Source organism: Polaribacter sp. L3A8, assembly GCF_009796785.1.
GTDB lineage: Bacteria > Bacteroidota > Bacteroidia > Flavobacteriales > Flavobacteriaceae > Polaribacter.
Genome location: NZ_CP047026.1, coordinates 219,034 through 243,415 on the forward strand (window position 1 = coordinate 219,034; position 24,382 = coordinate 243,415).

At 33.0% G+C, this 24,382-nt stretch carries 10 protein-coding genes; all 10 read left to right on the forward strand.

Annotation, left to right across the window (positions count from 1 at the left end; translation table 11 throughout):
- Window positions 1-6: 6 nt before the first annotated feature.
- Window positions 7-3,189, forward strand: coding sequence for a family 78 glycoside hydrolase catalytic domain (locus tag GQR92_RS00775; RefSeq protein ID WP_158837331.1), 3,183 nt, complete (start codon window positions 7-9; stop codon window positions 3,187-3,189).
- Between the two features lie 50 nt (window positions 3,190-3,239).
- On the forward strand, window positions 3,240-6,512 hold the full coding sequence (locus GQR92_RS00780) for a family 78 glycoside hydrolase catalytic domain (RefSeq protein ID WP_158837332.1): 3,273 nt from the start codon (window positions 3,240-3,242) through the stop codon (window positions 6,510-6,512).
- A 36-nt stretch (window positions 6,513-6,548) separates the two neighbouring features.
- Window positions 6,549-9,821 (forward strand): family 78 glycoside hydrolase catalytic domain, encoded by a 3,273-nt coding sequence (locus GQR92_RS00785; RefSeq protein WP_158837333.1) that lies wholly within the window; start codon window positions 6,549-6,551, stop codon window positions 9,819-9,821.
- Window positions 9,822-9,826: 5 nt separating this feature from the next.
- Window positions 9,827-10,561, forward strand: a complete 735-nt coding sequence (locus GQR92_RS00790) for an SGNH/GDSL hydrolase family protein (protein ID WP_158837334.1) — start codon at window positions 9,827-9,829, stop codon at window positions 10,559-10,561.
- 46 nt (window positions 10,562-10,607) lie between these two features.
- Entirely contained in the window at window positions 10,608-12,371 is a 1,764-nt protein-coding gene (locus GQR92_RS00795; RefSeq protein WP_158837335.1) for a T9SS type A sorting domain-containing protein, read from the forward strand.
- 98 nt (window positions 12,372-12,469) lie between these two features.
- The gene (locus tag GQR92_RS00800) at window positions 12,470-14,995 is read left to right on the forward strand and encodes an InlB B-repeat-containing protein (protein ID WP_233269933.1); all 2,526 of its coding nucleotides are present in this window, start codon (window positions 12,470-12,472) and stop codon (window positions 14,993-14,995) included.
- Between the two features lie 44 nt (window positions 14,996-15,039).
- Window positions 15,040-17,940: a glycosyl hydrolase gene (locus GQR92_RS00805; protein ID WP_158837337.1), complete on the forward strand. Its 2,901-nt coding sequence runs from the start codon at window positions 15,040-15,042 to the stop codon at window positions 17,938-17,940.
- Between the two features lie 31 nt (window positions 17,941-17,971).
- Entirely contained in the window at window positions 17,972-19,465 is a 1,494-nt protein-coding gene (locus GQR92_RS00810) for a sulfatase family protein (RefSeq protein WP_158837338.1), read from the forward strand.
- A 4-nt stretch (window positions 19,466-19,469) separates the two neighbouring features.
- Complete coding sequence (locus GQR92_RS00815) at window positions 19,470-20,870, forward strand: sulfatase family protein (protein ID WP_158837339.1); 1,401 nt, start codon at window positions 19,470-19,472, stop codon at window positions 20,868-20,870.
- 149 nt (window positions 20,871-21,019) lie between these two features.
- Window positions 21,020-24,367, forward strand: a complete 3,348-nt coding sequence (locus tag GQR92_RS00820; protein ID WP_158837340.1) for a glycosyl hydrolase — start codon at window positions 21,020-21,022, stop codon at window positions 24,365-24,367.
- Window positions 24,368-24,382 lie beyond the last annotated feature (15 nt).

Consider the following 24,382-nt stretch of genomic DNA (forward strand, 5'->3'; position numbering starts at 1 on the left):
TTAAGTATGAAACATATTTTAAATTACCGTTTTACAATAAAGTATTATAAGTTGCTTGTAGTAGGGGTGTTAACTTTATTTTTTACTAGTTATAACTCTTTTGCAACAGTAAATACAACAGATCTTAAATGCGAATATCGCACAGATCCTTTAGGGATAGATAACGTAAAACCAAGATTAAGTTGGAAAATTATAGACAAAAATAAAACTCGTGGTCAAAAGCAATCTGCTTATCAAATTTTAGTAGCTAGTAGTTTAAATAATTTAAATTCTAATAAAGGAGATTATTGGGATTCAGGAAAAATAGAAAGTGATGTTTCTGTAAATACCATTTACCAAGGGCAGCAACTTCTATCAGGACAACAATGTTTCTGGAAAGTACGTGTTTGGGATGCATCAGGTAAAGTATCTGCATGGAGTGATAATGCTAAATTTACAATAGGTTTACTAAATGCGGAAGATTGGAAAGGCGAGTGGATACAGAAAGAAGACCAATCTAAGTTAGACCACAATTGGTATCGTAAAAACTTTATATTAGAAGATGCGCCTACATCTGCAATGGTGTATGTGGCTTCTTTGGGGTATCACGAATTGTATGTAAATGGTAAAAAAATTACGGATAATATTCTTAATCCTGCTTCTTCATATCTTAAAAAAAGAGTGCCTTATATTGCTTATGATATTTCAGATCAGTTATTAAAGGGAGATAACGTAATTGCTGTTTGGCATGCTGCTGGTTGGACACGTTGGACACGTATTAATGAACATAAAAATGTTCCGTATGCGTTTAAATTACAGGCAAATATTAAAACAAAAAGCAAGTCTATCGATTTACTCTCAGACACAACCTGGAAATGTGCTAACAGTTATAGTGAGTATATTGGTCAGTGGGAAATTCAAGATTTTGGAGGAGAATTAATTGATGCTCGTAGAATAGTGAAAGGCTGGAATGAAGCTAGTTTTGATGATGCTTTGTGGGGGAACGCTGTTATTAGTAAAGGAAAAATGTCTCATACAATAAGCGCTCAAATGGTAGAGCCTCAGGTTAAATATAAAGAACACAAACCTATCAAAATTTCAAAAAATGATGATGGTACTTATCGTGTTGATATGGGGACTAATTATTCAGGTCTTTTTGAAATAAATCTTAAAAATGGTGCTGTTGGAGATACCGTTACTATAGAAATAAGTGATATAAAAGAGGTAAGATGTAATAAAAGCCAACGTAGTAAATACGTATTTGATAAAAGTGGATCTGGAACTTTTACAAATCGTTTTAATTACGCAGGCGGACGTTGGTTTACCTTATCGGGTTTAAATTATAAACCTAATATTAATGACATAAAAGGATATACAATAACAAGTAACCGAAAGAGAATAAGTGCGTTTGAAAGTTCTAATAAATTGATAAATGAAATTTATGAAATGAATATTAGAACCTTGTTAGCCAATACACTAGATGGTATTATGATGGATTGCCCGCATAGAGAAAGACGTGGTTGGGGAGAGGTTACTGTTGCAGCTATGTATGGCGATGCTTTGCCTAATTTTGAAAGTGGCGCTTATATGGATCAGTACATGCAGTATATGAGAGATGCACAATTTTCTGATGGCCGAACGCGTGGTATTGTAAATGAAGCCGACAGACCATTTTTAATGTGGCAAGCTAATAATCCGCTTACTATTTGGGAAACCTACAGAACCTTTGGAGATATTAAAATATTGAAGGACAACTATAAATCTATGGAAAAATGGATGACATGGTTACTAAATAATTCTGATTATGAAAAAGGTGGTTCCTTAATTACAGGGAAAGAAGGGGAACGTGCATTTCCTGGTTTAGGAGATTGGGCAACTCCTCATGGTAACGATTTTAGAAGTATGAATTCTCCAGATGCAGTTCATTTTAATAATAGCTTATATGCCTATATGTTAGATATTGCAAAGCAAGTTGCAGAAGAGTTAGGAGAAAAGGAAGACGTTGCCAAATATGCAGATCGCTTAAAAGTACAACGCAAAGCTACACACGCCAATACGTATGATTCTAATACAGGAAATTATAGAACGGGGCGTCAGGTAGATCAAATTTTCGCATTATTTTCTGGAGTTACTCCAGCATCAGAAAAACAAAAAGTGTATGATAATTTAGTAGATAAGATGCTTTATGGTTTTCCTTATTACGATGTTGGTAGTTCTGGGCAGTCGCTATACACAAGGTATTTTATTGAAGAAGGGGAACGTATGGATCTTATTTATGAGTTGTTAATCGATAAAAGGCATCCAAGTTATGGCTATTTCATAGCGCAAGGAGAAACTACGTGGCCAGAATTATGGTCTAGTACTGGGGCTAGTAGAATACATACGTGTTATACAGGTATTGGTGGTTATTTTATAAAAGGATTTGGAGGAATTCGTATAGATCCAGAGAATTATGGGTTTCAAAAATTTTTAATTAAACCTGCGCTTGTTGGTAAGTTAACTTATGCTAATACGACGCATGAATCTATGTACGGTAAAATTATAAGCAATTGGACTAAAACAGTAGGTAAAGCAACTTTACATATCGAAATTCCAGTAAATACGAGTTCTAAAGTATATATACCAGCCACAAGTGCTGATGAAGTTTTGGAAGGAAATATATTAGCATCAAAAGCAGAAGGAATAAAATATGTAGGAGTTGAAAAAAATGACGCTGTTGGTCAATATATCATTTATGAGGTTCAATCGGGTGTTTATAATTTTACTTCTAATAAATTGCCTCAAGTAAATTATGCAAAACCACAATACAAGGGGAGTAATTTATCTTTAATAGCTAGAGCTAGTGCTTCTTCTATGTACTTTACAGATGCTCAAAACCCAGGTTTTGAATCATTTAGAGCGAATGATAATGATGATAAAAGTTGGTGGAGCGCAAAAAATAAAAATGAGGAATGGTTAGAAATGGAATGGATGGAACCTCAAAAAATAAGCAAAGTTGTTATAAATGAGTTAGAAAATAATATAACAAGTTTTAAAATTGAATATTGGGATGGCACCAATTGGATAGATGTAGTTAAAGGTAGTACCTGCGGAAGCAATAAAGAAGTAGTATTTGATGCTGTTACAACTACAAAATGCCGATTATTTATTACTACGGCAACAAAACCTACATCAATAGCCGAATTTCAGGTACACGGTTTAAATAAATAATGAGTTGCTTAAATTGAAGAAAAATATAAGGTTATTTAAAAATATTACAAATGAAAAATAAATTATTAAGTCCATTTAATTCCGTTTTTAAAGTTGTTATTGTTACCGTTTTTATGTTAACAATAATCAGTTGTAATTCAAAAACTAAAAGCGAGGTAACGCCAATAGATCTTAAATGCGAATACCGTGTAGATCCGTTAGGAATAGATAATGTACAACCAAGATTAAGTTGGAAAATTATAGATAAAAATAAAACCCGTGGTCAAAAGCAAACAGGGTTTCAAATAATAGTAGCCAATAGTATAGAAAATCTAAACGCAAATAAAGGTGATGTATGGGATTCTGGCCAGGTTTCAGATGCGCAATCTGTTAATAATATATACCAAGGTAAAGCATTAACTTCCGGACAAATTTGTTATTGGAAAGTTCGTGTTTGGGATGCATCTGGTAGCGTTTCTAATTGGAGCGAGCCAGCCAAATTTGCAATGGGATTGTTAAACGAAAAAGATTGGACAGGCGATTGGATTTACAAAAACGACCAAACAAAAAAAGATCATAACTGGTACAGAAAAAACGTAACACTTACTGATGTTCCAGAATCTGGACTTATACACGTGGCTTCTTTTGGATACCACGAAGTTTATGTTAATGGCGAAAAAGTAAGTAATGCTGTTATGAATCCGGTGTATTCGGTAATGAAAAAACGTTTACCGTATTTAACTTATGATATAAAAAATCACCTTAAAAAAGGAGATAACGTTATTGGTATTTGGCACGCTGCAGGTTGGGCTAGATGGGGAAGAATGGTTGAGTATCACGATGCGCCGTTTGTATTTAAAGCGCAAGCTAATATTTCTGTTGCAGGTAATAATATGGTTTTAGCAACAGATACAACCTGGAAATGTAAAAAAAGTTATAGTTCTTATTATGGGCCTTGGGATATTTTAAATTTTGGTGGTGAAGTCATTGATGAGCGTTTACGTGAAGATGATTGGAACAAAGCAGATTACGACGATAGCAATTGGGCAAATGCCGTTGTTTTCAATCAGTCTGATGCAAAAGAAATTGGTAAAGCCGATATTTATTTAGGCTTAAAAGGAGCTAAAGTTGTAGAAAGCACCGATAATAATCCGCCAACAAGTAAAATAACTGCGACTCTAAGTGCGCAAATGGTAGAGCCTCAAGTTAAGTTTAAAGAGGTAAAACCTATTGGTGTTCAAAAAAATAACGATGGTACTTACGTGGTAGATATGGGAGAAAACTACACAGGTTACTTCGAGATGAATTTATTTAACGGTTCAGAAGGCGATACAGTTACCTTCGAAATTAGCGACCAGTTAGGGCAAACTTCTTCTTGGCAACAAAGAAGTATGTATATTTTTGATAAATCTGGTAAAGGTCATTTTACCAATCGTTTTAATTTAGCAGGTGGTCGTTGGGTTACTATTCAGGGGATAAATTACAAACCAGAATTAAAAGATATTAAGGGTTACGTAATTACAAATGATCGTAAACAGATTAGCAAATTTGAAAGCTCTAGCGAACTTTTAAATAAAATTTACGAAATTAATTTAGACACTTATATCGCAAATACTATTGATGGTATTTTGGTAGATTGTCCGCACCGTGAAAGACGTGGTTGGGGAGAAGTTACCGTAGCAGCTATGTACGGTGATGCTTTGCCTAATTTTGAAAGCGGTGCTTATATGGAGCAATACGCACAGTTTATGCAAGATGCCCAAGCAGATAATGGTAAAATGAGAGCCGTAATTAATGGTGATGATTTTAACTTTTTAATGTGGATGGCAAACAGCCCAATTACCATTTGGGAAACGTATAGAATGTTGGGCGATAAAAAGTTGCTTAACAACCATTATCCAGCATTAAAAAAATGGATGAATTGGCTATACGAACATTCTAATTACAACACAGGCGGAGCGTTAAAAGTAGGGAAGCAAGGTTCTATGGCTTTTCCTGGTTTAGGAGATTGGTGTACCCCAAGAGGTAATTTCTGGACGTCTAGTAACTCGCCAGAGTCTGCTCATTTTAACAATTGTGTGTACGCTTTTATGTTAGATGCGGCAAAAAATATTGCCGAAGCATTAGATAAAGATGAAGATGAAAAAGTTTTTGCAAGCCGTTTAGAGGTACAGCGTAAGGCTACGCATAAAGAACTTTACAATCCTGAAACAGGGAAATATGGCGAAGGACATCAAGTAAATCAGGCTTTTGCATTAATTGCAGGTATTACACCAGAATCAGAAAAACAAAAGGTATATGATAATTTGGTAGACCAAGTATTGTATAAATTTCCATATTATGATACAGGTAGTTCTGGTCAGGCACTTTACACGCGTTATTTTACCGAGTACGGCGAACGTATGGATTTAATTTACGAACTACTTCAAGATAAACGCCACCCAAGTTATGGGTATTTTATTGAGCAAGGAAAAACGGTATGGCCAGAGCGATGGTCTGCGGTAGGTGGCAGTCAAATACACACGTGTTACACAGGTATTGGTGGTTATTTTATCAAAGGTTTTGGAGGTATAAGACCAGATTCTGAAACATTTGGAATGAAACGTTTTATTGTAAAACCTGCTCCGGTAGGCGATTTAACATATGCTAACACAGCTTACACGTCGATGTATGGCGATATTACTGTAAATTGGAAAAAAACGGATAATTCAGCAGTTTTTCAAGTTGAAGTTCCTGTAAATACATCAGCTAAAATATACATTCCGGCTACTTCAAGTCAAGATGTTTTAGAAGGTAATGTTATTGCAGAAGATGTTGATGGAATCAACTATATAGGCACAGAAAAAAGTGATGCCGTTGGAAACTATGTTATTTATGAAGTTAGTTCTGGTGTGTATAATTTTAACGTGACGCAACTTACAAAAACAACCTATCCAGAGCCGTTAAATCAGCAAGAAAATTTAGCTTTAATAGCACGAATGAATGCGTCTTCAATGACTATTAAATCTGATAAATTACCAGTTTTTGAAGCTTTTAGAGCGAATGATGAAAATCTTGAAACGCATTGGAAAGCAAGTGGTTTAGAAAAGGAATGGTTAGAGATAGAATGGGTGAAGCCTGTAACTTTTAATACTATTGTACTTAAAGAAATAGACAAGCATATCACCAATTATAAAGTTCAATATTTAAAAGAAAACCAATGGGTAGATCTTGCTAACGGAACTTCTATTGGAGATCTTAAAACATTCAATTTTGAAACGGTTACATCTAAAAAATGTAGATTATTTATCACTAGCGCTAAAAATAAACCTAGCGTTTCAGAATTTGAAGTGTATCAAAAATAAATAGTTGAATATCATACTACAAACAAAATTTATAAAATGAATAATTTCTTCAATACAAGTCTAAAATGGAAAAGCGGTACTATACTGACTATACTTTTTTTAGCATTACTATCTAGTTGTAAATCAGGTAATTCAGAAATACTTGAAGTGAATGATTTGCGTTGCGAATACCGAGTAAATCCTTTAGGTATAGATAATACTGCGCCAAGATTAAGTTGGAAGTTAGTTGATCAACATCAAAAAAGAGGACAAAAACAAACAGCGTTTCAAATACTTGTTGCGAGTAGTTTAGATAATTTGAACAATAATATTGGCGATTTATGGGATTCTGGTAAAACGGAAACTAATGCGTCTGTAAATAATGTTTACGCGGGTAAAAAATTAGCATCTAACCAAGCCTGTTTTTGGAAAGTAAAAGTTTGGGATGCTGCAAACAAAGAATCGAATTGGAGTGATTCTGGTAAATTTTCAATGGGACTTTTAAAATCAGAAGATTGGAAAGGGGATTGGATTTACAAAGCAGATCAAAAAAAGATCGATCATAACTGGTATAGAAAAACGTTCACACTTTCAGAAAATGCTACTTCGGCTTTTGTGCACGTAGGATCTTTTGGTTATCATGAATTGTATGTGAACGGTGAAAAAGTTACCGATAATGTATTGAATCCTGTGGCATCTTATATGAAAAAAAGGATTCCTTATTTAACGTATGATATTGCTGATAAATTAAAAAAAGGAAACAATGTTATTGCGGTATGGCACGCTGCTGGTTGGGCACGTTGGACACGTATTCGAGAATATAGAATGGTTCCGTTTGTGTTTAAAGCACAAGCAGAAATTGTTGCAGGAGGAGAAAATATTACTTTAAAAACAGATGAAACTTGGAAAACTAAAAAAAGTAATTCTGAATATTATGGAGATTGGGATATTCTGCGTTTTGGAGGTGAAACGATTGATGATAGCAAAAGAGAAGACGATTGGAATACTGCGCAATATAATGACAGCAATTGGATGAATGCAAGTGTGTACGATTATGAAGTTTTAAATGCTAAAATACCTGAAGGTAACAATATAAGTTTTGCCTTAAACAGTAATAAAAATAGAGAAGTTCGTGCGTTGTATAGTCCAATAAAAGCTGAGTTAAGCGCTCAAATGGTAGAGCCTCAAGTAAAGTTTAAAGAAATAAAAGCTATTGAGGTTGCTAAAAATGATGATGGAACCTATCGTATTGATTTAGGAGAAAACTATACAGGTTTTTTTGAAATGGATTTGTATAATGGAAAGGAAGGTGATTCTATTTTGTTTGAAATTAGTGATCAGACCGAAAGAATTATGAATTGGAGTCAAAAAAGTAAATATATTTTTGGGAAATCAGGAAAAGGAAAGTTTTCCAACCGGTTTAATGTTGCAGGAGGACGTTGGGTTACCGTTTATGGGTTAAAATATGAACCTAAAATAGCAGATGCAAGAGGTTATGTAGTAACTAACAATCGTAAGCAAATCAGCAAATTTGAATCTTCAAGTGCGCAATTAAATCAAATTTATCAAGTTAATTTAAATACCTATTTAGCCAATACTATGGATGGTATTTTGGTAGATTGTCCACATCGTGAACGACGTGGTTGGGGAGAAGTAACCGTTGCCGCTATGTATGGTGATGCGTTGCCCAATTTTGAAAGTGGCGCGTATATGGATCAATATTTACAATATACTAGAGATGCACAATTTCCAGATGGTCAAACTAGAGCAGTTTTAAACGAAGAAGATCGTCCGTTTTTAATGTGGAAAGCAAATAATCCACTAACCGTTTGGGAAACCTACAGAATGTTAGGCGATAAAAAAGTCTTAGAAGATAATTACCAATCGATGCAAAAATGGATGACTTGGTTGTATGAGCATTCTAATTATAAAACTGGTGGTGCTTTAATAATTGGTGAGCAAGGAAAAAGAGAAATGCCAGGTTTGGGAGATTGGTGTACGCCACGTGGAAATTTCTGGACAAGTAGTAATTCTCCAGACGCAGCACATTTTAACAATTGTTTATATGCTTTTATGTTAGAAAATGCGATGCATATTTCAGAGGCACTGAATAAAACTGAAGATGCGCTAGCTTATAAAAATAGATTGAAAGTGCAGCAAGAAGCAACCCATAAACTGTCTTACAATCCAGAAACGGGTAAATATTTAAAGGGGTATCAAGTAGATCAAGCTTTTGCACTTTTATCGGGAGTAACACCAGCATCAGAAAAAGAAAAAGCAGAGGCGCAATTGGTTAATAATGTGTTGTATGATTTTCCATATTACGATACAGGTAGTTCTGGTCAAGCCCTTTATACACGCTATTTTACAGAGTCTGGTGAGCGTATGGATTTAATTTATGAGTTGTTAAGAGACAAACACCATCCTAGTTATGGCTATTTTCTAGAACAAGGTAAAACGGTATGGCCAGAGCGTTGGTCTGCGGTAGGAAATAGTCAAATTCACACTTGTTACACAGGTATTGGTGGGTATTTTATTAAAGGTTTTGGTGGAATTAGACCAAACCCAGAAAGTTTAGGAATGCAAAATATGATTATAAAACCAGCTCCTGTTGGCGATTTAACCTATGCCAATACAGCATACGAATCGATGTATGGTAATGTGGTTGTTAATTGGACAAAGAAATCGAACACAGCTACATTTCATATTGAAGTTCCCGTAAATACAACTGCAAAAGTGTTTTTGCCAGCAATAAGTAAAGAGGTTATAAAAGAAAGCGGTGTTTTAGCTGAGAATACTGAAAACATAACCTATGTAGGAACAGAAAAAAATAAAGCTGTTGGTAATTATGTGATTTATAATGTTACCTCAGGAGTTTACAATTTTAAAGTAGATAAATTGCCTGTAACTCAATTTCCAGAACCGTTACAAAACACAGAGAATTTGGCAAAATTAGGTAGAATGAATGCATCCTCTATGTTTATTCAAACAGAAAAATTACCCGTTTTTGAAGCTTTTAGAGTAAATGATGAAGATGATGAAACGCGTTGGTTAGCTACAGAAACCAAAAATCAATACCTAGAAGTAGAGTGGGTAAAGCCACAAACTTTTAATAAGGTAGTTATTGATGAATTTGAAAATAATATTACCTCATATAAATTACAATATTGGGATAATGGTACGTGGAAAGATCTTGTAAGTGATACCACTTGTGGTGCAAATAAAACGCATAAATTTGATGCTATTACAGCTACAAAATGTAGAATTTATATTATTGGTGCTAAAAAAGCGCCGTCGATTTCAGAAATAAAAATATATCAATCTAATTAAATAAAATGGAGGTCTTAAGATTTAGGTATTTTATCACTTTATGTTGTGTAGCCCTTTTTTGTGGTTGCACAGCGTCTCGTTCTTTAATTGCTAAAGATATAGATGCACATAATTATTTGTCTAAAGTAAAACAAGAACTTTTAAAAAAGTGGCCAGATAATAAAACCATAAACATTGTGTTTCACGGTCATAGTGTGCCGTCAGGGTATTTTAAAACACCAAATGTAAATACACTAGCTGCGTATCCGCATTTGGTTTTAGAAAAGTTAAAAGAAAAATATCCGTATGCGGTAATAAATACAATTGTAACAGGTATTGGTGGAGAAAACTCTGTAAAGGGTGTTGCTAGGTTTAAAAATACTGTTTTAAACCACAAACCAGATGTGCTTTTTATAGACTACGCTTTAAATGATAGACGTGTTGGTTTAGAAAAAGCAAAAAAAGCGTGGGAGTACATGATAGTAAAGGCATTAAAAAATGATATACTTGTTATATTATTAACACCTTCTCCAGACACGAGAGTTGATTATAATAACCCTGAAAATGAATTAAAACAGCATACAGATCAAATTAGGCTACTTGCCAAAAAATATAATGTAGGTTTAGTAGATAGTTATAAAGCGTTCGAATACCTTTATAGCGATTCAGAAGAACTAAAAAAATACATGGCACAAATAAATCATCCTAATAAAAAAGGGCATGAGTTAATTGCTAATGAGATTATTAAATATTTTGAATAAAACAATACGAATACAAGTTCGATACAAATAAATTAAATTATAAAACATGAATAAAATACTACTAAATTATTTCTTTTTAATAGTAGCTACAGTAACTGTAAACGCCCAAGATTATCCTTTTAATTTACCAGATAACCTAGAGGCAACAGTTAATATAAATAGCGCATCTACAGAAACGTATAATAATTTATTGTTAGGAACAAATATTCATCATTTTAAAACTGCTACAGAAAAGAATTTTATAAAACTGTTTGATCCTATTACAGTACGGTTTCCACATGGTTTATGGTCTAATTGGTACGATTGGAGACGTGATGTAAGTCGTCTTTACGGAGAAGAAAAATTTGATTATAAGCAAGGAACTAATGGTAATATTAAAAATGTAGAAGTTGGTTTACTTTCAACCATAAAAATATTTGATAGTGCGAACATAAAAGTAGGAATAGATGGCTTAACGGGTTTAAATACAGACAAAAAAAAAGAAACTGGTAAAGGCTACGATTTGATGTGGACTTTTAATATGAGTGCAGATGGTACTGATTTTAATAACGGAAGTCCTGAAAGTATATTAAGGTATAATGATTTAATTAGTCGTGGTTTTGAAGTAAAAGCGATAGAAATGGGTAACGAATGTTTTTACCCTGGGCAAAGAAGTTCAATCATACCAAACTCAGAAGACTATATTGCTAGAGCAAAATCGATGTCTGCAGCATTAAAAGCACAAGATCCAGAAATAAGAGTTTCAATACCTTTACTAAGAAAAAGCAGTTGGGCTAACCCAAATTGGAACAAAGATTTAACAGCAGATCTATCTTATTTTGATGCGGTTTCGGTTCATACATATGTTGGGGCAGATCCAGATAATGCAGCAGATAGTGATGAAGCCTATGGTACATCACTTATTGCTCGTAAACTTTTAGCAAGTTCAATAAATGATTATGCAAAAAAAGTAGCACCCAATAAACCTATTTGGTTAACAGAGTGGGGTGTAAAATCTGGTGGGCCAAATGCTGTATCTGCACTTGGTGCCATAGATTGTTTTTTATATATGAGTGAAAATCAAGATGTTTTTGAGCGTGCAAATTGGTTTAGCGTTAATGGAAAATTAAACACCATGTTAGTTTGGGAAAAATATACAGCGTCTAATGGAAAAATAAAAGATAGAATAAAATATCCTTTAGAAAAATCATTATTTGGATCTGCTTATGAAATTACGCGCTCAGTATTAGAAAACAGTACATTAATAGCTAGCGATGTGCAAGTGCCAAACCTTGTAGATGGCGTAAAAGCGGTAAGTGTAAGAGTTGTTAATAAAGATGATAAGACTATTGTTTTTGTTTTAAATCTTACAAATAAAGAAGTTCCTTTTACTGTAAATATAGACGGTGTTACATATGATAAAACATACAAACACAAAGCATTATCTTTTTCTAGTATGGACGAAGAAAGAGCTTTAGGTTTTGATGTAGATCCTTTAACATTAATTAATGAAGGGGATGAAAAAATAATGTTACCTAAGTTTTCTATAAATACTATTGAGTTATCTAATACAATATTATCTAACAATAGCTATACAAAAAAGCATATTATAGTGGTAAGCCCTAATCCAAATAAGGGTGAGTTTAAAATAAAAACGACAAATGCAGAGCAATCTCAATATAGAATCTATTCAATTACAGGGGTAGAGATTCAAAAAGGACAATTTGTATCTGAAGAAACTATTCGATTAAAAAGAGAGGAAAAAGGTATATACATTCTTCAAATAGAGAATAATAATAACACCTCTACCCATAAAATAATTGTTGATTAATTTTAATTTGATAAATAGTTTGTATAAATAATATTAATGTGTATAATTTTAAATGTTTCAAAATGAATAAAATAAATAAATTAATAAAAAGAATAGTTATGGTATTATTTTGCCTAAGCTTTTTCTTTATAGAAGCCCAAGTAACGCTGTCTACAGATTTTACAGATAATAGTTATAAAAATGAACCTTTGCACAATATTTGGGATGTTGCCAATCGTATAAGTCCTACAAACGGATCTAACATAAGACCTGGTCTTAAAATGAATATTGTTAGAATGGTTGGTGGTATTAGAAAAGTTGTGAATGGGGTTTCTCAAAAAGATTTAGATTTCGATCCATGTCTTTACGATTCAATAAGTAACACCTATGTTTATAGATGGGAACCACTTATTGAGAGACTTGATAAAGTGGTAAATTCTCAAACAGAGATTCTTCAAATAGCATTAGATCAACCGCCATGGGCTTTTCAGCATGGTTATACATTTATTCCAGAAGGAACTAGAGATAATATAAATTTCCGTGAAAACGAAAAGATGTCTATCTATGGGAACTCATTACCTCCTGCCAATAAACAAGCATATCATGATTTTATAAAGGCCTTAATGACTAAATTAGTGGAAACTTATGGAGAAGATCAGGTTTTAAAATGGCGTTTTAGAGTAGGGTCTGAGATTGAAACACCAGATCATTGGTTTGGTACAAAACAAGATTTTATAGAGCATTTTGAAAATACCGAAAAAGCTGTTAGATCCATATTACCTAATGCTATTATTGGGCTTCATACAAGAGCTCCAGGTTTTTTATTTAAAAACGGAACCGAATTAAATTATAAAGGAGAACCTTTTGCATCATTTTCTGACGATCTTATCGAGTATTCTTTTGATAATAATTTAAGATATGATTTTTGGGGAATATCAGATTATGTAATAATTGGCAATAGTTCTTTAAGAAACATGAAGGATAAATATGATAACCTTTTTGCAGGATTAGTAGATCACCCAAAATGGAATGCAAATACCAAAATAGATTTGATGGAATATGCTACTACAACGACTATGAATGGAGCTGATGGTAAGGGGTTTATAAATAATGCAACCTCGCATGCAGAAATTGTAGAATTAGCTTTTTCTAATATTTTTTATAAAAATAAAGACAAAGGTTTAGAGTTTGTTTATAGGTGGGGAAATGGATCGGGTACAGAAGATCCACCAGCAATTACAAGTTTAAATACCATGAATGGTTTAACACATTATACTACTGAACTGTCAGGTTCGCCAAATACATCAACCAATGAATTAGATGCCATTTTTACTAAAAATGAAGAGACTGACGAGTATGATGCTTTGATTTATAATTATAACTCAAATTCTTTAACTTATAGAGCTAATGAATCTGTAAACCTTTCATTTTCTACGGATTTACCGGTAGGTACAACTTATTATTTCCGAAGCTTATCGTACGGAGAAGACAATAATAAACTTCAAAATTTTTTAAAAGAAAATCCTAACACTGTTAAATCTGGTTTTAATAATAGAGGTGATGCAAGTCGTATATTAACAGAGGCAGGTTTAACAGCTTATAATTCATATATAAATCCTAATCCGCATGAGTATAGTGAATGGACAAGTGTAGTAACTACATCTCGTACAGATGGAGGAAACGGTTCTGTTATAACTGTAAACACAGAACTTCCGTCTTTTGCTTTTCAGAAATTTGAATTTAGATCGGACGCCTTTTTTGTAAAACCTATAGCGCCAACGTCTGTAGTATGGACAACCACTGAAGATTTTTTACCATGGTCTGCTGTAACTAGTGGTGTTGCCGTAAATGCAGATAATGATAAACTTACATTAGATTTTTCAGATGGATTTGCTTTTCCAATGTCAGCTATTACAGGATTAAATATTAATTCAGAGCTTTTTGGAACATTAAGGATGGTTGTTAAAAACAGTACTGGAGAGCCAAGTCTTCAAATAGCGGCTAATGTTCCTGGTACACAATTTGCCTCAGGTAGAGTAAAAATAACTATTCCTAATGATAATGAATGGTATACTATTGATGTAAATCTTACAAATTGGTCGCATTGGTCAGGTACTATTAACGAACTTAAAGTGTACAGTAGAATAAACACAGGAAGTATTGTTTTTGATAAAATGGAGTTTATTCCTTTAGAAACGGCTTCTACATACAATGTTACACTTACACAAGAAGGTAATGGATTGTTAAATTATACAAGTGGAACAGCTTTTTCCGGACAGGAGTTTAGTTTAAATGCCATTGCTAACGAAGGTTGGGAATTTCAAAGCTGGACAGGAGACATTATAAGTACAGATAATCCGTTGGATATTACAGTAAATTCAGATTTAAATATAAAAGCAGTTTTTATTAAAAAAACTTTATCTGTAAAAGAAAATTCGCTTAATAATATAGCGGTATATCCTAATCCTAGTAATAACGGTGTTTTTACTATAAATACACCTCTAGATCAAAGTTGGGAAGTTTATAGTATTACAGGCAATAAAATTTTAATTGGTAATGGCGATAAAGTTGATATATCTTCATTTTCAAAAGGGATGTATATATTAAAAATAGGAAGTACGTTTAAAAAGCTACTTTATAATTAATTCTAAGAATTAAATTGTTTAAAATTATCATAATAAATATAGAAATGCATAAATTAAAGAGATTATCTACTTACGCTAACTACAAAAATGTAGTTGCAAGCACTTTTATTGTTTTAGCAATGTGTGCGCTACAGAGTTGTAGTAGTAGCCAGAATTCAAGCAAGAAAAACGTTGATATTCAAAAAACAAGTCCAGATCTTTACAGTAGTTTTCAAAATCCACCAGCCCAAGCACGTCCGTTTGTACGTTGGTGGTGGAACGGAGATAAAATTAAAGCGAAAGAATTAGATAGAGAATTAGAGTCGCTTCATAGTGTTGGTTTTGGTGGTGTAGAAATTAACCCTATTGGTATGCCAGCAGGTCCAGATAATGGCGATAAGTCATTAGTTTGGATGAGTGACGAATGGATAGATATGGTAGTACATGCGAGTAAAAAAGCCAAAGATCTAGGCATGATTACCGATATGATTGCCGGTACAGGTTGGCCATTTGGCGGAGAGTTTCTTAAAGATGATGAAACTTGCCAACGTATGGTTTCCGATAATGTGGCTTATAAAGGTGGCGAAACTATTTCTGTAGACGAACCTTTTCTTATCAATTTATATAAAGAAAAATATAAAAACTACCGTGCTCAAAAACACATTAGCGAGCGTACAACTTACAAACTATCGCACGTAACGTTAGTACCAGAAAATTGCGAGAATGCAAATGAGGTGATAGATCTTAAAAAGCATATAGATAGCAACGGAAAACTATCTTACAAGATAGAAAAAGAAGGAAATTATTTTTTAAGCTATGGCTTAGTACAACAAAATTTTAGAGATGTAACATTAGGTGCGCCAGGTGGTGCAGGACCTGTAATGGATCATTATAAAAAAGAAATGACCTTAGCATATTTAAATAGATTAAAGAAAATATCTGAGCGATCTGGATATCCTTTAAGCGATTTAATAAGAGCTTTATTTTGCGATAGTATAGAAGTTTCTGGAGCAAACTGGACCGATGGTTTTGCTGATATTTTTTATAAAGCGTATGGTTATAAGTTAGATAATTGGATGCCTTTTGTATTTTATTTAGCCTATGATGATTATTCAAAAGATAAATATTCTAAAAAATTTACACCAGAGTTTAAAGATCAATTAAAGCGTGTACGTTATGATTATAATAAACTATTGGTAGAAACATTCTTAAAAAACTTTACCCAAACTTATAAAGATTTTTGTGAAGAAAATAATGTGTTATGTCGTTACCAAGCTTACGGAACACCTTTTTTAATGGGGCTGTTAGATGGTAATATGATACCAGATATTCCAGAAAGTAATAACTGGATTTATACCGTTGAAATGAAAGATTCTATCTGGAAATGGAAAGAAAGTCATGGGTATATGCTTTGGAACATGCATGCATCTGCAGGAGCACACTTAACAGGAAAGAAAATTACAAGTAGTGAAGCATTTACCAATTTACATGGGGTTTTTAAAGCAACCCTTGAAGAGATAAAGCAACATGATGATATGAATTTTATTACAGGAATAAATCATACGGTAGTACATGGTTATAACTATTCGCCACCTGAAGTTGAGTTTCCAGGATGGGTACGTTTTGGTACTTATTTTAGTGAACATAATACATGGTGGGAGCATTTAAACCATTGGACAGGTTATAATGCACGTTTATCTCATGTATTTCAAAATTCGCAAGCAGAAAAATCGGTGGCTATTGTTGGACCAACTGCAGATGTTTGGGGAGATTACGGGTTAAACCGAGGAAAACTACAAGACAACTTAGGGTATTTGTATAAATTATGGGAGCCTATCAGTCAGTTAGGGTATTCGTGTGAATACATCAATCAAAGAGTTTTAGAAGGATCTGTAATTAAAGATGGGACTATTTCTTTTGGTGATATGACTTATGATTTACTTGTTTTAGCAAGCTTAAAATCGATTAGTCCAGAGGCTGCAATCATTATAAAAAACTATGTAGAATCTGGAGGAAAAGTAGTGGTTGTAGATCAAATGCCAACAAAATCATTACATTTTAAAGATTTTGAAAAAAATGATAACATTGTAAAAAGTACTTTAGATAAGTTGTTGGCAGAAAATCCTAAATCTTTCATTCAGGTAAAAGAACCAAAGTCTTTAGATGACTTATTGCCATGGACAGAACAGATCTTAAAAGAATCTAAAATTGCTGCAGATGTTTTAATTAGCAATCCAACTAAAAAGGTGTATCAATTACATCAGTTTACTGCAGATAAAGATATTTACTTCTTTACGAATATACACAGATTCGAAACCACCAATTTTGATGCTAAATTTCCTGTTGAAGGGAAATACCCTTGGGTTTGGAATCCTGAAACAGGAGAAAGAACACCGTATTATTACGCTTCTAAAACAAATGAGTTAAGCATCAGTTTAAATCCTTTAGAGTCTTTATTATTAATTTTTGAAGACGAAAAACCATCTGTAAAAGCTGTTCCTGTAAGCACTAAAATAAAAGATTCTAAAGTATTAGATGTTAATTGGACCGTAACAGGAAATCAAATAGATAAACAAACTTTTACATGGCAAATGAAAGAACTTATCGATTTTAGCAAATCTAACGATAGCACACAAAGTAGTTTTGGTGGAAAAATAATTTACAAAACAACGGTAAGTAACACAGCAGGTTTTACACATTTAGATTTAGGTGATGTAAACGAAGGAGTTACAGAGTTGTATGTAAACGGTCAAAAAGTAGGGAAACGTTGGTACGGAAAAGCGCTTTATAATATAGAAGATTATCTTAAAAAAGGCAATAATGAAATAGAAATTCATTACACCACAGTATTGGCAAACTACGCAAAATCACTTAAAAATAATAAAATGACCATTGGTTGGACTAAACGATACAAAGATTTAGTACCAACAGGTATACAAGGACCTGTAAAGCTTTTAACTTATTAATTTTGATAAGAAGAATTGTAAATTAAAAAAAATGAATATAAATAAGATATTAGTTTTTTTAATCTTAGGCATAGCATTATCAAGTTGTGATGGTGTTAAAAAAGATAAGAATTCTAAATTAACAATCGAGTCTAAAAAAAAGCCTAATATTGTTTATATTTTAACCGATCAATGGAGAGGTTCTGCATTAGGGTATGCAGGTAACCCAGATGTTAAAACACCCAATCTAGATAAGTTTGCTAAAGAGGCTGTAAATTTTACAAATGCCGTTTCGGTAACACCTGTTTGTACACCGCACAGAGCCGCATTACTTACAGGTAAATTCCCTACATCTACAGGGATGTTTATAAACGATTTGTATTTACCATCAGAAGAATTATGTATGGCCGAAATTTTTAAAGCAGAAGGCTATAGTACTGCTTATTGGGGTAAGTGGCATTTAGATGGTCATGGTAGATCTAACTATATACCAAAAGAAAGACGCCAAGGTTTTGATTATTGGAAAGCATTAGAATGTTCTCATAATTATACAAAAATGCCTTATTATGATAACGAGGATACGAACATTAAATATTGGAAAGAGTATTCTCCTTTTGCTATAACAAAAGATGCAAACCAATATTTAACCAATCATGCAAAAGATGAAAAACCTTTTTTAATGATGATTTCTATTGCTACACCTCATTATCCGCATCAAACAGCACCTCAAAAATATAAAGAGATGTATCCGCCAGAGGCGTTAACAATAAACCCTAATGTACCAGAAAGTTTAGAGCAAAGAACACGTAAAGAATTACAAGGTTATTATGCACATGCAACAGCTACAGATGAAGCAATAGGGAATGTATTGGCAAAACTTAAAGAATTAAACTTAGTAGATAACACCATTATTGTATTTTCTGCAGACCACGGAGAAATGATGGGAGCGCATGGGGTAAAACCTTTTGTAAAACAATTAGCTTGGGATGAAGCTATTAGAGTACCTTTTTTAATAAGTTACCCATCTATTGGAGAAAATAAAGGGGTTGTAGTTAATGCACCTTTAACAACTCCCGATATTTTACCCTCTTTATTAGGGTTATCAAATCTTAAAATACCAGAAAGTATAGAAGGAGAAAATATTGCTACATTAATAAAAAATCCAGACCCAAATGCAGATCGAGCAGCTTTAGTAATGGGGGTAGCACCTTTTGGAGCTAATTTTAAAGATCCTCCGTATAGAGGTATTAGAACAAAACAATATACGTACGCAAGAACTCCGGAAGGAGCTAGTAAGCTTTTTGATAATGTAAACGATCCTTATCAAATGAATAATTTGTTAGATAAACCAGAGTTTATAGAACTTCAAAAAAGTTTAGATGATAAACTTAATATAGCTCTAAATAATATAGGTGATGAATTTAAAACACGAGCGTATTATTTAAAAAAATGGAATTATACGTTTGATGAAAAACGAAGAGCTGTAGATTGGTGGAGTTTTGATGAGGGAAAAGGAGTAGTACAATCGCCTAAAGCAATTAAATAATAATATGAAAAAATTAAGTGTTTTCATCTTTTTTACAATTTTTAATTTAGGAAGTTTTTACAAGGTAATAGCCCAAAAACTACCCAATATTGTAATTTATTTAGCAGATGATCAAAGTCAAGCAGATGGTTCTGTTTACGGTGCTAAAATATTAAAAACACCCACAGCCGATAAATTAGCAAAAGCAGGTATTACTTTTAATAATGCTTTTGTGGCATCACCATCTTGCGCACCAAGTAGAGGTGCTTTTTTAACAGGATTAATGCCTGCCAAAAATGGTGCCGAATGCAACCATACATATCCTTCGCCTAGTAAATTAGTATTAACAGAAAATCTTCAGAAAGCAGGTTATCAAATACTAAGCTTTGGTAAAGTGGCTCACGGAAGTATGAATGAAGAGATGGGAAAAGATGGCAGATTTGACTATCAATCGAGCCCTAAAGTAGATTTGTACAAAAATGTTACCGAGTACTTTGATGCTAATAACACAAAAGGACCTATTTGTTTAATGGTTGGTGATCGTCGGCCACATGTACCTTGGACAACCAATAATATTTATAACCCTAACGAGTTAACATTACCTCCATCTTTTATAGATACCAAAAGTACGCGTCAACATTGGGCGCAATACTATTCTGATATAACAGGAATGGATGATGAAATGGGGAAAGTTTATAAACTAGCACAAAATAAATTTGGCGATAATTTTATCTTTATTTATACGGCAGATCATGGTGCGCAGTGGCCTTTTCATAAATGGAATTTGTATGATAAAGGCATAAAAGTACCTATGATAGCTGTTTGGCCAAAACATATTAAACCAAATACTAGAACAGACGCTATGGTAAGTTGGATTGATATTTTACCAACTTTATTAGATATTACCAATTCTGAAATACCAAAAGAGATAGATGGTAAATCGTTTAAAAATGTATTGGAAGGAAAAGCAAATAAGCACCGCAATTTAATTTTTACAACCCATACGGGCGATCAAACTAAAAATGTATATCCTATACGAAGTGTTAGAGATACACAATTTAAATTCATACTAAATTTACGCCCTAATACATATCATTCTAATCATTCAGATATTTTAAGACGACCAAATTCTGATGGGTATTGGGATTCTTGGGATAAAAAAGCAGAAAAAGACCCAAGAGCAGCAGCCATTATTCAAAAATATTATGTGCGTCCAGCTGAAGAATTTTATGATTTAGCAAATGATCCTGATGAACAAGTTAACCTTATTTTTAGTGAAAAACATCAGCAAAAAATTAAAGCCATGCGTTTGTTACTTGATGATTGGTTAAAAGAACAGGCAGATAATAAAGATGTATATACTATGCCATATCCTATTAATGGACCAAAACCTCATGACATTTATAAAACTAAAAATAGTCATTAATTAGAATAATAAAAAAAAACAACAAATAAACAAGTAGTAGATAAATCATCGAAACCAATTTTTTTTTCATTCTATCAGATAATGTGGAAGTTTAGGTAGAGGTACTATAAAAATTATATAAAGAAGTTATTACTATTGGTTATAATACAATGAATAAAATAAAAATTTTAATAGGAATATTATTAATAGGAATGTCTAGTTATTCGCAGAAGCAAGAGAATCCTATTTCAGAACAATTATTTAAAAATCCATCACCAGAGAATCGTCCAAGAACGTGGATGCATGCTATGAGTGGAAATATGAGTAAAGTAGGTTTAACTAAAGATTTAGAAGCCATAGCAGATGTAGGTATTGGCGGTATCATTTTATTTAATGTAACGCATTATGTGCCTAAGGGTAAAGTTATTTTTAATTCTGATGAACATATAGAAATGACTGCGCATGCGGCGGCAGAATGTGAGCGTTTAGGCTTAAGTTTTGGAGTGCATAATTGTGACGGTTGGACTTCTAGTGGAGGGCCGTGGGTAGCGCCAGAACACGCTATGAAACGTGTAACTTACAATCAGACTATTGTAAACGGAGGTAACGTAAAACTACAGTTAGAAACACCGTCGCAACGTGGTGGTTTTTATAAAGATGTGGCTGTTTTAGCGTATCCAGCGTTGGCGTCGGATATAGAGGATTATGAAAATAAAGCTACACTAAAAAGTTCTCAAAAAAGCCTTAAACTAAACCTTTTAGTAGATCAAAGAATAGATGTTGAAACAAATTTAGAGGGAACCCAAAAGAAACCGCAATGGATAGATTTTAACTATGGCAAACCTTTTACAATGAATTCATTAGCAATGAGTTTTTATCAACCACCAAGAAAAAAAGGAAAAATCTATTTAAAAACTTCAGAAGACGGCATTACTTACAAGATCATAAAGGAAATAAAACCTATGAATATTGTAAAGTACGAACGTGCGGTAGAATTAGATTTTAATGGGATTACATCAAAATATTTCAGAATTGAATCTGAAGTACCATTACAATTAACAGAGATTAGTTTAAGTAACCTTAAACGTATAAATAACACGTTGGCACGTACCTCTCTATTTAAAATAGAAAACTATAAAATGCCAACAATTAAAAATGTAAATCCATCAAGCATTATCAATAAAGACGAGGTTATCAACCTAACGGCTTTTATGGATGATAAAGGAACCCTTAACGCTAATTTGCCAAAAGGGAAATGGACAATTATGCGATTTGGTTATACCATAACGGCTGCTTTTAATGTGCCTGCATCAGAAGAAGGTACAGGTTGGGAAGTAGATAAAATGAGTAGAGAATCTTTTAAAATATTTTACGATGGTTATGTTAGAAATGTAATTGATGCAACAAGAGCTGTAGCGCCAAATGCATTACAATACACAGAGATTGATAGTTATGAAGTTGGTGGCCAGAACTGGACAAAAAATTACGAACAAGCTTTTAAAAAAGAATTAGGATACGATTTAGTAAGTTTTTTACCTCTTTATGCTGGTAAATATGTTGATAATAAAGATACTAGTGATCAGGTTTTATGGGATATTAGAAACTTTAATAGTAAAATGATTACCGATAATTATTTCGATTATTTTACAGAGTTATGCCATGAAGATGGATTAATTAGTTACGTAGAACCTTATAGTTTTAATGGCGATTTTAATGAGTTAGATGCGGCACGTAAGGTAGATATTACGATGGGTGAATTCTGGATGCATCAACGTTATCAGGCAGGAACGGCTGTTTCTGGAGCGCGTATTTACGGAAAAAATGTGGTGTCTGCCGAAGCATTTTCTGCAAGACCAGAGATAAACTGGAAAGGACATCCTGGAAGTTTAAAATTAACAGGAGACAAAGCGTGGACTTTAGGGATTAACGAATTTATGTTTCATCGTTTTGCGCACCAAGCCAATACACACGTAAAACCAGGAATGACAATGAGTCAATGGGGTTCTCATATAGACCGTACACAAACCTGGTGGTACAATGCAGGTAGTGCATGGTTTAAGTATTTAGCACGTGGGCAATATATGTTGCGTAAAGGGATTCCTGTGTCAGATTTATTAGTCTTTGTTGGTGATGGATCTCCAAATTCAATTATAAAAGAACATATGTTTAGTCCGGCTTTGCCTAAACACATTAATTACGATTGTATAAATGCTGATGCTTTGTTGCATAGAGTGGAAGCAAAAGAAAATAAAATGGTATTGCCAAACGGAATACAATACCAAGCTTTATATCTTAAAAATATAAAAGAAATTAAATTAAAAACTTTAAAAAGAATAGCCGAATTAGCTAATAAAGGCGTTGTAATTATTGGAGAAAAACCACAAAAATTAGGAAGCTATGCGGTTTCTGAAAAAGATAACATAGAGTTTAATAAGTTAGTAGATCAAATTTGGACTCGAAAAACAACTTATTTATCTGGAGATTGGGATACTATTTTTAAAGCAAATAATATATCAACAGACTTATTTATAGAAGGCGGAAAAGACATCAACTATACACATAGAAAAACAGAAAATGAAGATGTTTACTTTTTTTATAATCCAGAAAATGAAGCGCGTACATATCTGTGCACTTTTAATATAGAGGGTAAAATTCCAGAATTATGGAACCAAATGACGGGTGAAGTCACTAAACTGGCTGCTTTTACAAGCGAAAACGGACAAACAAAAGCGTTAATAAGTTTACCTGCAGAAGGCTCTGTATTTGTTGTGTTTAGAGAATCATCAAAAGGAATACAATCCATATTACCAAAAAGTTTAAAAAGTAATGAAGATGTAACTACAACTTTAACAAACGATAATACCATAGAAGTTGAAGTTAAAGCGAACGGAAATTATAATTTTAAATTAAATGACGGAAGTTTAAAAGCAATTAAAATAAAAAATCTTCCAGAACAAATAACTGTTTTAGGAACTTGGAGCGTCGATTTTCCTGATATTAAAGCCAAAGAGAAAAACTTTTCTTTTCCTAAATTAATAGATTGGACTTCGCATAAAAACGAACAAATAAAATACTATTCAGGAACAGCAATCTATAAAAATGAGTTTGTTGTAGGTAAAAATTATTTAGAAGAAAACAACAAAGTAACAATAGATTTAGGAGTGGTAAATATTGCCGCTAAAGTAATTGTTAACGGAAAAGATTTAGGTATAAGTTGGATGTCTCCTTATGTTTTAGATGTTACTAAAGCTTTAGTAAAAGGAAAAAACACCATTCAAATAGAAGTCACTAACCAGTGGACAAACCGTTTAATTGGAGATGAAAATTTTCCAAGTGAATCAGGCATGAATAGAAAAAATGAATATATGCCAGATTGGTATTTAAATAATGAACCACCACCTTTAAAGCAGCGATCAACATTTACAACATTTCCATTTTACAAAAAAGGAGATGAAACCATACCTGCTGGATTGGTAGGACCTGTGGTGTTAAAAGTATCTCGAATAATAGAAAAATAATAGAAAATAAAAAGT

Excerpts from the sequence above, each read along its gene's own strand:
- GQR92_RS00775 (WP_158837331.1), top strand. The coding sequence starts at position 7 with ATGAAACATATTTTAAATTACCGTTTTACAATAAAGTATTATAAGTTG.
- GQR92_RS00780 (WP_158837332.1), top strand. The coding sequence starts at position 3,240 with ATGAAAAATAAATTATTAAGTCCATTTAATTCCGTTTTTAAAGTTGTT.
- GQR92_RS00785 (WP_158837333.1), top strand. The coding sequence starts at position 6,549 with ATGAATAATTTCTTCAATACAAGTCTAAAATGGAAAAGCGGTACTATA.
- GQR92_RS00790 (WP_158837334.1), top strand. The coding sequence starts at position 9,827 with ATGGAGGTCTTAAGATTTAGGTATTTTATCACTTTATGTTGTGTAGCC.
- GQR92_RS00795 (WP_158837335.1), top strand. The coding sequence starts at position 10,608 with ATGAATAAAATACTACTAAATTATTTCTTTTTAATAGTAGCTACAGTA.
- GQR92_RS00800 (WP_233269933.1), top strand. The coding sequence starts at position 12,470 with ATGGTATTATTTTGCCTAAGCTTTTTCTTTATAGAAGCCCAAGTAACG.
- GQR92_RS00805 (WP_158837337.1), top strand. The coding sequence starts at position 15,040 with ATGCATAAATTAAAGAGATTATCTACTTACGCTAACTACAAAAATGTA.
- GQR92_RS00810 (WP_158837338.1), top strand. The coding sequence starts at position 17,972 with ATGAATATAAATAAGATATTAGTTTTTTTAATCTTAGGCATAGCATTA.
- GQR92_RS00815 (WP_158837339.1), top strand. The coding sequence starts at position 19,470 with ATGAAAAAATTAAGTGTTTTCATCTTTTTTACAATTTTTAATTTAGGA.
- GQR92_RS00820 (WP_158837340.1), top strand. The coding sequence starts at position 21,020 with ATGAATAAAATAAAAATTTTAATAGGAATATTATTAATAGGAATGTCT.